The sequence below is a fragment of the Ligilactobacillus ruminis DSM 20403 = NBRC 102161 genome, assembly GCF_900113455.1.
In the GTDB taxonomy this organism is placed as follows: domain Bacteria; phylum Bacillota; class Bacilli; order Lactobacillales; family Lactobacillaceae; genus Ligilactobacillus; species Ligilactobacillus ruminis.
Genome location: NZ_FOPI01000005.1, coordinates 27,148 through 41,809, shown reverse-complemented (window position 1 = coordinate 41,809; position 14,662 = coordinate 27,148). Strand labels below are relative to the sequence as shown.

Here is a 14,662-nt window from a genome sequence, read left to right as displayed (position 1 = left end):
TATTTTGGAATGGACAGAACTGGTCGTTGAAACGACCCTTGAAGCAAGCGATGCAGTCGTTGAAATTTTGATGCAAAACGGTGCAGGCGGCGTGCAGTTTGATGATGAAAACGGAAATGACGATTTAAAGATTATTACTTATTTTCCTGAAAGCAAACCAGTCGTTGAGCTTTCGCGCGATTTGAAGCAAAAAGTTTTGGGGTTGGCAGAATTCGGTTTGAATCCTGGCAAGGCGAACGTTTTCGAAAAGACAAACGATGACGCAAGCTGGGTTGACGCCTGGAAAAAGTACTATCATCCCGTCAGAGTGACGCGTTATCTGACGATCGTGCCGAGCTGGGAAGAATACGTGCCGCAAAGCGCTGACGAACAGGTGATTTTGCTTGATCCCGGCAAGGCTTTCGGAACGGGCACGCATCCGACGACGAAACTTGCTTTGCTTGGACTTGAGTCAGCGATTCGCGGCGGCGAAAAGATGATTGACGTCGGCACCGGTTCCGGCGTTTTGAGCATTGCTGCCTGCAAGCTCGGTGCAAAGGAAGCGTTGGCCTATGACGTTGACGATGAAGCCATCAAGGCTTGCGACGTTAATCTGAAGCTCAATCCTGAAGAAAGATCGAAGATTCACGTTGCGACAAATGACCTGCTGAACGGAGTCGATGAAAAGGCTGACCTGATCTGCGCGAATATTTTGGCGGAAATCATCGTTCCGCTCATTCCGCAAGCATTCAATTGCTTAAATGACGGCGGAATCTTCATCACGTCCGGCATCATCAGCGACAAGGCCGATTTGATCGAAGAAAAATTGCAAAATGAAGGCTTTGTCATCGATCAGATTTCACGGATGAAAGACTGGTTTTCAATTGTTGCGCACAAGCCAGGCGAGGGTGAAGAATAATGCAGCGCTATTTTTCAGAGCAGAATTTTTCCGGAAATACATTGAATCTATCGGAAGACGTTTACAAGCATGCAGTCGTTGTCATGAGGATGAAAGCAGGCTCAAAGTTTGAGCTCGTGACGCCGGACAAAGTCGTTCACGTCATGGAGCTGGTTACGATCGATTCGGCCAAAAAGCAGGCGGTTGCCCATGAATGCGAGCGTTTTGAGCATCAGGTCGAACTTCCGGTTGAAGCAACGATCGTTTGCGGATTGCCTAAAAACGACAAAACGGATCTGATCGTCATGAAAGCTACGGAACTGGGAGTTTCAAAGATCGTCTTTTTTGCCGGCGACTGGTCCGTAGCGCGCTGGGCCAAGCAAAAGCAGGCCAAAAAATTGGAACGCCTGCAAAAAATTGCCAAGTCGGCGGCAGAACAGTCGCACAGAACGACGATCCCTGAAGTTTCTTATCTGGACGGCTTGGAAGATCTTTTGCCGGATGAAGATACGATCGGACTTTGCGCCTACGAAGAATCGGCCAAGGCCGGAGAAAAGGGGATGCTCGTCAAAGTTTTCGACGAGCTTAAGACGAATGAAAGAAAGAAAGTAACGGCCGTTTTTGGTCCGGAAGGCGGAATCAGCCCCAAAGAAGTCGAACTGCTGAAGGAAAAAGGTTTTTCCTTTGCCGGATTAGGCCCAAGGATCATGCGAGCGGAAACGGCTCCGTTATACTTTTTATCGGCTCTTTCATTTGCATTGGAACTAGAGTAAAATAGTAGACAATAAACGAATTAATTTTTGCGAAGAGAGGTCAGTTATGGAAAATCGCAGTCTCAGTATTCAACGCATCGTCTGGTATTTGGCGATTGCTACAGCCTTTGCATTCGTCGTTCCGATCCTGTTCACATATTTAAATACGACCGACGTACATCGAATCGGAATAATTTTATTTGGAATCTACGTTGTTTATGCCGTTGTTGTCGGACTTTATGCGGGAAAATCAAATGAGCATTTTTGGGTACTGCTGTTTTTCCCGATATTGTATCTTATCGGATATCGATTTTTCTTCGATGGATATGCAAGATACTTTACGGTTGTTTACCTTGGCTTGAGCTTTGCGGCATACGGCATAACGAAAGACTGAAGCCGCGGTAAGAAGTGTTTTCTTGCCTGCTCGGGCGGGACGACACGGTTGTTCCGCCTTTTTTAAAATCTTATTGGGATTGCTAGGAGTGGTTGTTATGGAAAAAGAAAACATCTGGAGTGCACAGGACGTGATCGGAATGTGCGAAAAATACATGAATGAAGAGCATGTGGCAATGGTTCGCAAGGCTTGCGACTTTGCATCGTACGTTCATCGGGAACAATTCAGAAAATCTGGTGAACCCTACATTATTCATCCGATTCAGGTTGCCGGAATTCTGGCAGATTTGAAAATGGATCCTGAAACGGTCAGTGCAGGCTTTTTACATGACGTTGTCGAAGACACGCCCGTTACTTTGGGGGATGTCGGCGAACTTTTCGGAAAAGACGTCGAGGTCATCGTTGACGGCGTAACCAAGCTCAGCAAGATTCGCTACAAATCGCATCAAGAACAGCTGGCTGAAAATCACCGCAAGCTGCTCTTGGCAATGTCAAAGGATTTGCGCGTGATTATCGTCAAACTTGCAGACAGGCTCCACAACATGAGGACGCTGGGGCATCTGCGTCCCGACAAGCAAAGAAGGATTGCCAACGAAACGCTTGAAATCTATGCGCCGTTGGCAGATCGACTCGGGATCAGCACGATCAAATGGGAATTGGAAGACATTTCGCTGCGCTACCTTAATCCTCAACAATACTATCGCATCGTTCATTTGATGAATTCAAAGCGTGAAGAACGCGTTCAGTATATCGACGAAGCCATTACGGAGATTAAAGAAGCCATCGCAGATCTGCATTTGGACTGCGAAATCTACGGACGACCAAAGCACATCTATTCGATTTATCACAAGATGCGTGATCTTCACAAGCAATTCAGTCAAATTTATGACTTGCTTGCAGTGCGCGTCGTGGTTAAGTCGATCAAAGACTGCTATGCCGTTTTGGGAGCAATTCATACCAAGTGGAAACCGATGCCTGGTCGCTTTAAAGACTATATCGCGATGCCAAAGGCCAACATGTATCAGTCGCTTCATACGACGGTCATCGGGCCAAAAGGCAAGACGTTGGAAGTTCAGATCAGAACTGAGGAGATGCACCGCGTGGCCGAATACGGGATTGCTGCTCATTGGGCCTATAAGGAAGGCAAAACGAACGGCGTCAAGCAGACGACGACAGGAGACAAGCTGAATCTGTTTAAGGAAATCATCGAGATTCAAAATGAATCAAACGACGCGAAAGAATTCATGGAAAACGTCAAAGGCGATCTGTTCAGCGACCGCGTCTACGTTTTCACGCCAAAGGGCGACGTTTACGAATTGCCGAAAGGATCAGGACCGCTTGACATGGCCTATTCGATTCATACCGAGGTCGGCAATCATACGACCGGAGCCAAAGTCAATGGCAAGATCGTTCCGCTCGACTATCAGGTCAAGAACGGTGATATCGTTGATATCTTGACGTCGCAAAATTCAGCGGGACCAAGTCGCGACTGGCTTGATCTGGTGCATACGAACAAGGCCAAGAATAAGATCAAGCGTTTCTTCAAGCAGCAGGATCGCATCCAAAACATCGATCGTGGCCGCGATATTCTTGACCAGGGCTTGATTGAAGGCGGGTATCAGCCGCATGACGTGATGAGCAGCAAGAAAAACATTGAGCGAGTGCTTAACAAGAAACAACTGGCAACGCTTGACGATTTGTACGCTGCCATCGGTTTCGGAGAAATTCCGCCTGCAGGCATCATTAACGTCTTGACGGAAGACATTCGTGCCAAGCGCGAGCAGGAACGAAAAGAAGCGCAGGAAAAGGCTCTGCTTGAAGATCATCAGGAAATTACCAACGTCAAATCAGGAAAGAAGAAAAATGAAGAAGGCGTCATGATTGAGGGAATCGACAATCTGCTGGTTCGCTTGAGCCATTGCTGCAGTCCGATTCCGGGAGACGAAATCGTCGGCTATATTACAAAAGGGCGCGGCGTTTCGGTACATAGAATCGACTGTCCGAACGTCAAAAGCGCCGAACAGCATGGGACAAGGCTCGTCGACGTTACCTGGAACGTTATTCCGGACGTCAGAGCCACCTATAATACCGATCTTGAAATTGAAGGATACAACCGCTCCGGTCTTTTGAATGATGTTTTGCAGGCAATCAACAATACCACGAAGGATTTGAACTCCGTCAACGGACGCGTTGATCACAACAAGATGGCGACGATTGACGTTACGGTCGGAATCAGAGACAGAATTCATCTGCAGCGCGTAATCGACAACATCAAGCGAATCCCTGACGTCTACGTGGTCAAGCGAATCATTCACTAATGAGGTGAGGAAATGAGAACAGTATTGCAGCGGGCCAAGAATGCCCAGGTTGAAATTGACGGCAAGGTAAACGGAAAAATTGACCACGGTTTGGTGCTTTTGGTCGGCTTTGAAGAAGGCGACGAGCAAGAAGAAATCGACTATACGGTCAGAAAAATCGTCAATTGTCGAATTTTTTCAGATGAGAACGGCAAGATGAACCTTAGTCTTAAGCAGATTGGCGGACAGATTTTATCCGTTTCTCAGTTTACGCTTTATGCCGATACGAAAAAGGGCAATCGGCCGAGTTTTACTGACGCGCAAAACCCGAATGAAGCTTCAAAAAATTATGACAGATTCAATGAAAAGCTGCGCGAGGAAGGCGTAATCGTTGAAACCGGAGTCTTTGGCGCAGATATGAAGGTTTCGTTCACAAATGACGGCCCGGTGACGATTATTTTCGATACCGACAACAAATAGGTGGTGATAAAATGGGATTGATTTCGCTGGAGGAACAGGCAAGGGAGCTTTGTCTTTCGAATCACAGTTTTATTCCGACGACGATAGGCTTGAAGACTTGGCGCGAACGTTTAAGATTTGATCAAAAAATGCTCGTTCAGGATCAAAGCGTGAAAATCGTCAAAGAACGGGTCGAAATCGATGAAGAACGCTCCTTTGACGAATATCTGTATTTTCCAAAAGATCAGGCCAAAAATCTGCGCGTAATCTACTATATTCATGGCGGACAGTTCATCTCCGGCGGAGTCAATGAATATCACAAGCTGTTGGCAGAACTTTCGAGAAGATGCCATGCCTGCGTCGTTTTTCCGGAGTATGCACTGGCACCTGAACGCAAGGCACCGGCTCAAATGGTTCAGCTGCGGGCCGGGTATCTTGATTTACAGCGACTGGCGATAAAATATTCACTGGATCTATTGCATCTGACAGTTGCGGGCGATGATGTCGGCGGCGGAATGGCGGCAACGCTTGCGATGCTTTCTGAGGCGCATCACTTGCCCTTGGAAAAGCTGCTGTTGTTTTATCCGGTCGTCAATGCTAATTTTGACAACCAGACTTATTACGAATTTGCCGGCGGATATCGAATTACGCGCGAACAGATGAAATGGGCCTGGCAGCAGTATTTGGGCGGGCTGTCGCCGACCGATGTCATGTATTCTCCTTTGCTTAGAAAATTCAGTGAACTGGCCGTTTTGCCCAAAACATTGATTTTGACCGCAGAGGCGGACGTTTTGCGAAATGAAGGCGAAGCATTTGGGCGAAAATTGCGTGATGCGGACGTTGACGTTTCTGTCGCTCGAATTTTGGGAACGATTCATGATTTCGTTTTGCTCAATGCATTGGATGAGACAAACGCTTGCCGATTGGCGATGGACATGGCAGTAGAATTTATCGAAAGAGACAGTGAGGTGTAGTTTTGTATCAGAATTATTTTTTTGACTTTGACGGAACGTTGTACGACACGTATGGCGGAATGGTATCAGCATTTGTTTCGGCCTTTGAAAATCAAGGCATAAAACTTGACAAGATTGAGACGTATCGCTTGATGCGAGTTGAATCGGTAAGGTATTGCTTTGCTCTTTTGAAAGAGAAATATCCGAAACTTGATGAAAAAAAGCTGCATGAGGACTATCACTTTTTTGAAAAGGGAAACCAGGAGCTGGCTGAGCCGTTTGACTTTGCAGGCAAAGTGCTTGAAACGATTCAAACAAGCGGCGGACAAAGCTTTTTGTTGACGCATCGCGATGAATCTGCAAAGGAAATTTTAAAAAGGGACGGTCTGCTTGAATATTTTAAGGATTTTGTGACTGCGGATGATAATTTCAAGCGCAAGCCGGATCCGGAGTCTCTTGATTATCTGCTTGACAAGCATCAAATCGACCGCAAAACGGCTGTGATGGTCGGAGACAGAACTCTCGACGTCGATGCGGGGCACAATGCCGGCATTGCCGGAATTCTGTTTGATCCGGACGGGTTGATCAAAGCAGACTCATGCCGTCCGGAGCAGCAGATAAAAACGTTGAAGGAATTGATTGGATAGTGGAAAACAAGAAAATTGAGACCGCAATTTTTGCGGGCGGCTGTTTTTGGTGCATGACCAAGCCGTTTGATCAGATGCCTGGAATAATTTCGGTTCGTTCAGGATACACGGGCGGAGACGTCGAAAATCCGACCTACGAGCAGGTCAAATCGGGAACCACCGGACACACCGAAGCAGTCAAGATCGTCTTTGACAAGACGATCATTTCATATGAGGAACTGCTTGAGATTTATTGGCATCAGACCGATCCGACGGATGCAGCGGGACAGTTTCAGGATCGAGGTTCGAATTATCGGCCGGTAATTTTCGTTAAAAATGAGACGCAAAGGCAAGCAGCAGAACTCTCCTTGAAAAATCTGATTGTGAGCGAGCGTTTCAAAAAGCCGATCGTAACCAGAATCGAATCAGCTTGTCCTTTTTATGAAGCGGAAGAAGAGCACCAGCAGTTTTACAAAAAAGATCCAAAGAGAATGGAATTTGAGGAATCGCAGGGAAGAAAACAGTTTATTGAAGAAAACTGGGGAATTTGAAAGGATAAAAAATGGATGAATTACAGGACGTGCTAAAGCAGCACGCGATGATCATGAAGGCAACGACAGCTCTTTTCTACGGGATTTTAGTGTCGATTGCCATGAATTTTTTCTGGGAACCAGGGCATATCTATTCATCCGGCATCACCGGCTTGGCACAGCTGATCGGGACACTGACCAAAAACTGTCCCGTGCATTTGTCAACGGCTCTGATGCTGTTTGTTTTGAATATCCCGTTGTTTGTTTTGGGATGGAGACAGATTGGGCACAGGTTTACTCTGTTCACGATTTTGGCGGTTTTTTGCTCATCGGTCATGATTAAGGCAATCAATCCCGTTCCGTTAACAAAAGACCCGATCATCTGCGCAATTTTTGGCGCAACGATCAATGGGTTCGGAACCGGCTTGGCGCTTAAAAACGGAATTTCGACCGGTGGCTTGGATATTTTGGGGCTGACGATCAGAAAACATACCGGTAAAAGCATCGGAACGATCAATCTGATTTTCAATTTCTTCATCATCCTTGCCGCAGGGGAGGTTTTCGGCTGGCCTTATGCTTTTTATTCGGCACTCAGCATTTTTATCAATGCGCGCGTAATGGACATGGTTTACACAAAGCAGCAAAAGATGCAGGTCATGATTGTGACCACGAAGCCAAAGAGCGTAATTGACTGTATCCAAAATCGAATGCGTCGCGGAATAACGATCGTTCACGGTGCCGAAGGGGCATACAAGCATGATGAAAAAACGATTCTGTTTACGGTCATCTCGCGTTACGAACAGCCTGAATTGAGGAGAGCGATGATCGAATCGGATCCCGCTGCATTTGTCAGCATTGCAGACAACGTCCATATCATGGGACGTTTCTATGAACCAGAACCATGAGGTAAGCCAAATGAAACATGCATATTTGATCATGGCAGCAAATGAGTTCGAAGAAATCTTGGTCTTGCTCAAAGCGCTTGATTATGAAGACAACGCAATATTCTTGCATATTGACAAAAAGGCCGCGCTTTCTCCTTTGCAGCTGGAACGCTTCAAACAAAGGCTTTCAAAGGCTGATTTTTATCTGGCGCCGCGCAGGAAAGTCAGCTGGGGCGGACGCGACATGCTCGAATGCGAATTTTCGTTGTTCTCGTTTGCGCGCTCCGTTGGTCCGTTTGACTACTATCACTTGCTTTCCGGCAAGGACTTGCCGCTTTTGAGTCATAAACGGATCAATGAGTTTTTTGAAAAAAACAAGGGCAGGGAATTCGTCGAGTACAAACAGATCAGAGAGAAGGAAGTCTATCAAAGAGTTCAGGTCTGGCATGCATTTCCTAATGTTTCGGCATATCGTTCGGTCAAAAGCGCTCCGTTGAAACTGATGATTCGTGCTTATCGCAAGCTTGAGCGAACGTTGGCCAAGGCTTTGAAGCTTGATTTTTTTAAAAATACAGGGCTGAAGCTCGGTTTTGGTTCACAATGGCTCAGTCTGGACGATTTTGCCGTGGAACGCATTCTGAAAAAAGAAAAAAGCATTATGAAAGTTTTCAAGCATGCCATCGTAGCCGATGAGCTGTTTTTGCAGACGTTTATTTTAAATGATGAAGTTTTGAAAAAACGTCTGTATCGAGATGAAAAAGGACGTCCGGGAAATCTTCGTTTCATCAAGATTGATGAAAGAAAGAGCAGTCCGTGCGTTTGGGAAATTTCTGATCTGGAAACGCTTAAAAAGGCACGGAACGAGGGCTATCTTTTCTCGCGCAAGTTTGACGTCGCAGAAGATGATGAAATCGTTTCGTCAGTATTGAAAATGACAGCAGAGGAAGAGTATTTTTAAATGGAAAATGTTATTTTGTATTCGGTTTTGAGAAGTCTCAGAGCAAAAAATGATGCTGGTCCCAAGGCCAAAACCGATATTAACGAATTTTTGACTGAGGAAGGCTTTAAGGTCATGGATCTGGATTTGCCGGAAAAGCGTCTTGAAAAGTTCCTGTTCGTTCATTTGAAACTCAAACGACTTTTCAAGGGCAGACAATTTGACAACGTCATTTTGCAATACCCGTTTTACTCGGTCTTCTTGACGAAAAAAATCATTGAAAATGCCAAGAAAGTCACGCACGGAAAATTCCTGATCATGGTTCACGACGTTGAAACGCTGCGTGTTTATGACGGCAACAAGCAGTTTGAAAAAGATGAAATGGAAATCTTTAATTCTGCCGACGGTCTGATCGTGCACAATTCCAAAATGTCCGAATGGCTCAAACAACACGGCGTAACGGTTCCGATTACGATTTTGGGAATTTTTGATTATCGTAACGATTGCCCAAAAAATGACCGGTTCGAGTATCAAAAAAGTATTTGCTTTGCGGGAAATCTTGAAAAATCGACATTTTTGAAGAAGGTCAAGCTAAATAATGCCAAACTTGACGTTTATGGACCGTCTCCTGCTCAAGAATATCAAAAAGGCGTAACCTATTGCGGGGTATATACTCCTGACGATCTGCCGAATCATTTGAATGAAAACTTCGGCCTGATTTGGGACGGAGACGAAATGTCTGCTTGTACTGGGGTTTTCGGCAACTATATGCGTTACAACGCTCCGCACAAGACGTCGCTTTATCTGAGCTCCGGAATTCCGGTGATTATTTGGAAGGAAGCCGCAATGGCCGAATTCGTGTCTGAAAACGAAGTTGGAATCGCGATCGAAAATCTGAATGATTTGGACAATGTTTTGCAGAAAGTTGATGACGCAGGCTACAAGAAGATGAAGAGCAACGCCCTGAATTTGGCAGAGAGATTAAGACGCGGATCTTATGTCAAAGAGGCAGTCAGAAAGGCACTTGGTGATTAGATGAGACAAGTTGACGTAATCGTTCCGGTCTACAATGTTGAAAAATATCTGAAGCGCTGTTTGGAAAGTTTGATCAACCAGACGTTGTCTTCTGAAAAATACAGAGTGCTGCTTGTTGACGACGGCAGCACCGACGGTTCGCCGACCATCTGTCAAAAATATGCAGATGAGAATCCGAATCTGGTGGAGTATCTACCCAAAGCAAACGGCGGCTTGTCTGACGCAAGAAACTATGGATTGCAGCATGTCGATGCAAGTTACGTGCTGTTTATCGATTCGGATGATTACGTTGAGTCGGGAATGCTTGAGAGGATGCTTGAAAAAACCTGCAACGGTCAAAAGAAGGTCGTGGAATGCAATTTCTTTTGGCAGTATCAGGACAGAATGGCAAAAGACGTCGTGACGGGATATGATTCAATCGAAGATTACCTTGTCAAAGGACGCGTCGTCGCATGGAACAAACTGTATCGAACGGATTGGCTCAAGCAATGCGGAATTACGTTTCCGAAGGGGCTTTTTTATGAAGATCAGTGCTTTTTCTTTGAATTGATGCCGTTTCTTGAATCAATTGACGAAGTTGCGGTTGATGAGGTTTGCGAAGTTCATTACGTTCAAAGAAACGATTCGATTTCGTATCAAAATACGAGTCGTTTGGCCGATCTTTTCAAAATTTACGTAAGGATTCTGAATTTTCATGAAGAAAAGGGCTGGATCAAAACGTATCATGATGAACTTGAATATCGTTTCGTTCGCAACTTGTTGGGCAACGTCATGCTGAGAAAAATCAGACCGATCAAAGACGTAAAAGTAAAGCGCGACTTGGTTGTAAAAGTCATGGAATTTATTGATATTCATTTTAAAGGGTGGAAGAAGAATAAATATATAAAGTGGGATTCCCCGCAAAATATTTATTTGAAGACGTTCAATAAATTAATTATCAAAATGTTAATAATTTAAAAGGTACCTGTAACTCCTGTTTTAGCGGGATTTATAGGTACCTTTTTTGATGTGCTGATCAGCAGAATATTACGTAATTGTGAATTTAAAACGATTATCAGCAGCTTTTTCAAGCAGCTATGCAACTTTTATTTCGAATTTGCATCGATAATAAATTGAATATGGCATTTTTAACTAAAATATTCACTATAAAATTGTTATTTGCATTCACGTTTTCTTAACTTTGACTTGGCATAATAAGACTTGTAAAAAGATATGAGATTAATCGGGAGGTATTTGTTATGAATGTTTTAAAGAATACAAAGGCGCTCATCGCACTCTCGGTTGTAGTTGCTGCAATCGGAGGATCGCAAGTCTATGCATGTCGTGACACGTTTGCCGCACTCGCTCATGAAGAAACAGGGACGAAGAGCGTTGCTAAGAAAGAAACGTCTGAAAAAAAGGTCAGTCCTTCGGTTAAGAAGGAGTCAAGTTCTGAAAGCTCGGCAACTGAGACGTCATCTGTTTCCAAATCTTCAAGCAGCGTTGCTCAAAGTTCATCGGCCGCAAGCTCAAGCAGCGATGCCCAAAGTTCTTCTCAGACAACGACGCAAGCTCAAACGGCAACGCAGCAATCTTCGCAAACGGCACAGAGTCAAGCCGCATCGTCTCAGACGACGCAGGCTCAGTCCCAGACGCAACAGTCTTCTTCGCAGCAACCGGCTCAAACGAGCGGATTTTGCCTGAACGGACATTCATATCCTATTAGAAGCTTCAGCGGTACGGGTTCTGTTCCGGCAGACGGCAACGTTTATGCTTGGACATCTCTTCCGAACTATTATTTGTTTGAAATGATGGGTGCGGCACACAGCCAGTTGGGCAGTCTGCACGTCGGCAGCGAAGTCGTCATCAACGGTCGCGTGCTTCATGTTTCTGAGATCATGTATGGCGTGAAAAATGACGGAACGGGCCTGGAAGTCGTTTCAAACAAGCTGGCACAACACAGTGCTGGTTGGCAAACGTGCGAACAGTCTTGCTACAATTCGACCTTGACCGTATGGTTCGCAGATTAGCAAAATTTTAAGTTAAATGTTAGAATGAATCCAGGAAGAAGGCTTCCTGGATTTTTTTACATGAAAGGCGGTTAAATAATGAAACTTGGATCGCATGTCAAAATGCGCGGCAAAGAGATGTTTCTTGGATCCGCAAAAGAAGCGGCATCGTATGGGGCAAATGCCATGATGATTTATACCGGTGCACCTCAAAACACTGTCAGAAAAGATCTGTCCTTGATGAAAATCGAAGAGGGAAAGAAGTATATGGAAGATCACGGCATCGAAGAAGTCGTCGTGCATGCGCCATATATCGTCAACCTTGGCAATAACAAGGATCAAGGCAAATATGAATTTGCAATCGAATTTTTGGCAAACGAACTCAAGCGGGCAGATGCGCTCGGAGCAAAACAGGTCACGCTTCATCCCGGAGCTCACGTTGGCCTTGGAGCAAAGGCTGCCATCGAAAACATTGCGCATGGTCTGGATGAAGCGCTGAAGGCGTCAAAAGACGTCAGCATTGCGTTGGAGACGATGGCGGGCAAAGGAACGGAAATTGGGCGAACGTTTGAAGAGTTGTCCGAAATCATTGAAAAATGCAGTGAAAACGACCGCCTGAGCGTTACATTCGATACTTGTCACGCAAACGATGCCGGCTATGACGTCAAAAACGGCTTTGACGATGTTTTGAGTGAATTTGATCAAATAATCGGTTTAAACAGGCTGAAAGTCGTTCATCTCAATGATTCAAAAAATGAATGCGGCGCACATAAAGATCGGCACGCAAACATCGGTTTTGGAACCATCGGCTTCGATTCTTTAAATTATATTGCGCATCATCCGCAGCTGGAAGACGTTCCCAAAATTATGGAAACGCCGTACGTCGGAGAAGACAAGAAGAATTCTTTTGCTCCTTACGCATATGAGATCGCAATGCTCAAAAACCAGGTATTTGATTCTAAGATGCTGGACAAGGTGAAAGACGGCCAGGGAATTTTGTAAGAAGTTGCGCATAAAAATATGTGTGTACCCAGAATGTTTGACACATATAAAAATTAACATTAGCCCATGGATGTCATTCTGGATTGAACGGGCATCATCCATTTTATTTTCTTTTGAATCAAAGTTGGCAGGATTTTTGCGTAAAAAAGAGGCTTTGAAAAAAAGTCTCTTTCCCACTTGAATTAAACGAAAAGCCGAACGAAGGCGGTCGGGTTACGACTGGTTTCGTCCGGCACTTTTAAATGCAGTGCCTGATAAATTAGTGGCCAAACTCTTAGTCAAATTTACCGCCAGACTCTTTTTGCTTATTTCCATCACGGAAAGCAATCGTCCTGAATGAGAAAAAACCGGATTAGATTTGCGATTGATTGCAAATCTAATCCGGTTTCTTGATTTGAGACAGAATTTTTCTCAGGCTCTCTTATAATTTATATTCAGGCACTTTCTTTCTTGCGTTTTTCAAACCATGACATGATTGGCATGATAGCTCCGGCTCCGAATAAGACACCGACTGATAAGAAGTTCAGAAACAATTGGTGATTCCAGGCCTTTGTCCCAAAGGCCAGATCTTGTGGCAGAAAGGACATCACGGCACAGATGAAGGAGAACAACATGCACCAAGTCCCAACAGCAATAGCGAGCTTTCGTCTTTTGATGAAGACAAAGACTGATGGAAATTTGTCCTGTTTGACTCGTACGGCGATGAAGGCTAAGAACAGCCAGCAGTTCTTGAAAGGAAAGACAATTCCGTTTAGGTTCAACAACCAATTGAAGACTGCGTTGATATCAGGCAAAGTCCCTGATAAAAGCAGCAAGAACAAGGTCAACCCGGTGGTCAAGACGTAGGAGTGAATAGGGCGATCGTTCTTATTGCGTTTGCGCATCCATTTTGGCATGAAGCGTTCAGCAGTATCGGCCGCCAAAACCCAACTGGTGGAGTCTAAGAAAACGGCTAACTGTGCCATCATATAGATAGCCTGGACAATAGCGAAAATGTACATCAAAACATTGCCCATACCCATGCGTTCACCTAAAAGCTGGAAGGCATAGTATGATCCGTTCATCTTCAAGTCGTGCGGGAGGTTGTTTGCATCAAAGAAGATGGACAAGGAGAAAGTTCCGAAGACCGTCAGAAAAGCTGTCATGAATGCGATTAGGTACATGGCCTTGCGGAAGTCGCGGTTAGGATTCTTCATCCGTTTCAGGTAAGGGGCAACCAATTCGGCTCCACAGACGGCAAACATCAAAAGCCCGGTGGTAGAGAAGTAAGATAACGAAAAGTCAGGGATAAATGCTTTAAGGTTGAAAGGTTGGGTGGCAATTTTGCCACCGTTTAATAGTGTCCAGCCTGTCATGACAACGAACAAGATGGTCATTCCGAACATGGCCCATCCGCCGATTGTGGCCATGACTTCAAGGGATTTCTTGATTATATTTTCCAGTAAAATAAAAACTAAAATAATAACAAAGGTCCATACGCCAAACCAAAAGCTTGACATTCGGCTAGATAAACTGGCATCCCCTAAAATCAGCCAACTGTAGGACACGATGGTTGAGTTGGCTACGTCGACAATGTAAGGCAGGCAGGCAGCCCAATACATCCAGGCCGTCCAGTAACCGGCAGCATCCGAATTCAGACTATGCCGAGCCCAAGATGCCAGTCCCCCTTCCTGGTGGCCGTTAAAAACCGAACCCAGGTGGGCAACGGAAAGTTCATAGGGAATAACGAAGAAAAACACCATAAAAATCCAGGTGAAAACAACAGACAACCCCTGGTTTTGCAAAGGGTATAAGATATCATCAAAACAGATGATGGTGACGAAGCCAATCATGGCAATGACAGGCCAGCTTATGTAGGATTTTTTCTCTCCTAGTTCTTGCATGATTTTTCTCTCTTTCTTATCAAATTTAAAAATAACACCAATGGTT

The 14,662-nt window shown here is 45.0% G+C and carries 15 protein-coding genes; 14 read left to right on the top strand and 1 reads right to left on the bottom strand.

Going from position 1 to position 14,662, the window contains the following annotated elements; genetic code table 11:
- The first annotated feature begins 4 nt into the window (after positions 1 to 4).
- The 14 genes from prmA to BMZ95_RS01505 all read left to right on the top strand — a co-directional run bounded on the left by prmA (position 5) and on the right by BMZ95_RS01505 (position 12,733).
- Positions 5 to 898, top strand: coding sequence for a 50S ribosomal protein L11 methyltransferase (gene prmA / locus BMZ95_RS01570; RefSeq protein WP_046922555.1), 894 nt, complete (start codon positions 5 to 7; stop codon positions 896 to 898).
- Positions 898 to 1,650, top strand: a complete 753-nt coding sequence (locus BMZ95_RS01565) for an RsmE family RNA methyltransferase (RefSeq protein WP_046922556.1) — start codon at positions 898 to 900, stop codon at positions 1,648 to 1,650. The genes prmA and BMZ95_RS01565 overlap by 1 nt, the downstream gene beginning before the upstream one ends.
- 46 nt (positions 1,651 to 1,696) lie before the next feature.
- Positions 1,697 to 2,023 (top strand): hypothetical protein, encoded by a 327-nt coding sequence (locus tag BMZ95_RS01560; protein ID WP_003694142.1) that lies wholly within the window; start codon positions 1,697 to 1,699, stop codon positions 2,021 to 2,023.
- A gap of 97 nt (positions 2,024 to 2,120) precedes the next feature.
- Positions 2,121 to 4,340: a RelA/SpoT family protein gene (locus BMZ95_RS01555; RefSeq protein ID WP_046922557.1), complete on the top strand. Its 2,220-nt coding sequence runs from the start codon at positions 2,121 to 2,123 to the stop codon at positions 4,338 to 4,340.
- Positions 4,341 to 4,352: 12 nt separating this feature from the next.
- The gene (gene dtd / locus BMZ95_RS01550; RefSeq protein ID WP_046922558.1) at positions 4,353 to 4,799 is read left to right on the top strand and encodes a D-aminoacyl-tRNA deacylase; all 447 of its coding nucleotides are present in this window, start codon (positions 4,353 to 4,355) and stop codon (positions 4,797 to 4,799) included.
- Between the two features lie 11 nt (positions 4,800 to 4,810).
- A complete protein-coding gene (locus BMZ95_RS01545) occupies positions 4,811 to 5,752 on the top strand; it encodes an alpha/beta hydrolase (protein WP_046922559.1) in 942 nt (313 codons plus the stop codon).
- 2 nt (positions 5,753 to 5,754) lie between these two features.
- Complete coding sequence (locus BMZ95_RS01540) at positions 5,755 to 6,378, top strand: HAD-IA family hydrolase (RefSeq protein ID WP_014073616.1); 624 nt, start codon at positions 5,755 to 5,757, stop codon at positions 6,376 to 6,378.
- Positions 6,378 to 6,908, top strand: coding sequence for a peptide-methionine (S)-S-oxide reductase MsrA (msrA, locus tag BMZ95_RS01535; protein ID WP_046922560.1), 531 nt, complete (start codon positions 6,378 to 6,380; stop codon positions 6,906 to 6,908). The genes BMZ95_RS01540 and msrA overlap by 1 nt, the downstream gene beginning before the upstream one ends.
- Positions 6,909 to 6,919: 11 nt before the next feature.
- The gene (locus BMZ95_RS01530; RefSeq protein WP_014073614.1) at positions 6,920 to 7,792 is read left to right on the top strand and encodes a YitT family protein; all 873 of its coding nucleotides are present in this window, start codon (positions 6,920 to 6,922) and stop codon (positions 7,790 to 7,792) included.
- A gap of 10 nt (positions 7,793 to 7,802) precedes the next feature.
- On the top strand, positions 7,803 to 8,729 hold the full coding sequence (locus tag BMZ95_RS01525; protein WP_014073613.1) for a beta-1,6-N-acetylglucosaminyltransferase: 927 nt from the start codon (positions 7,803 to 7,805) through the stop codon (positions 8,727 to 8,729).
- Positions 8,730 to 9,743, top strand: coding sequence for a glycosyltransferase (locus BMZ95_RS01520; protein WP_014073612.1), 1,014 nt, complete (start codon positions 8,730 to 8,732; stop codon positions 9,741 to 9,743). It begins immediately after the preceding gene.
- The gene (locus BMZ95_RS01515) at positions 9,744 to 10,700 is read left to right on the top strand and encodes a glycosyltransferase family 2 protein (RefSeq protein WP_014073611.1); all 957 of its coding nucleotides are present in this window, start codon (positions 9,744 to 9,746) and stop codon (positions 10,698 to 10,700) included.
- 281 nt (positions 10,701 to 10,981) lie between these two features.
- Entirely contained in the window at positions 10,982 to 11,752 is a 771-nt protein-coding gene (locus BMZ95_RS01510; protein ID WP_046922562.1) for a hypothetical protein, read from the top strand.
- Positions 11,753 to 11,830: 78 nt separating this feature from the next.
- Positions 11,831 to 12,733 carry a deoxyribonuclease IV gene (locus BMZ95_RS01505; protein WP_046922563.1) on the top strand — a complete coding sequence of 301 codons (903 nt, stop codon included), beginning with the start codon at positions 11,831 to 11,833 and terminating at the stop codon, positions 12,731 to 12,733.
- 434 nt (positions 12,734 to 13,167) lie between these two features.
- On the opposite strand, the gene BMZ95_RS01500 is transcribed toward BMZ95_RS01505, so the two are convergent.
- Complete coding sequence (locus tag BMZ95_RS01500) at positions 13,168 to 14,616, bottom strand: APC family permease (protein WP_014073608.1); 1,449 nt, start codon at positions 14,614 to 14,616, stop codon at positions 13,168 to 13,170.
- Positions 14,617 to 14,662 lie beyond the last annotated feature (46 nt).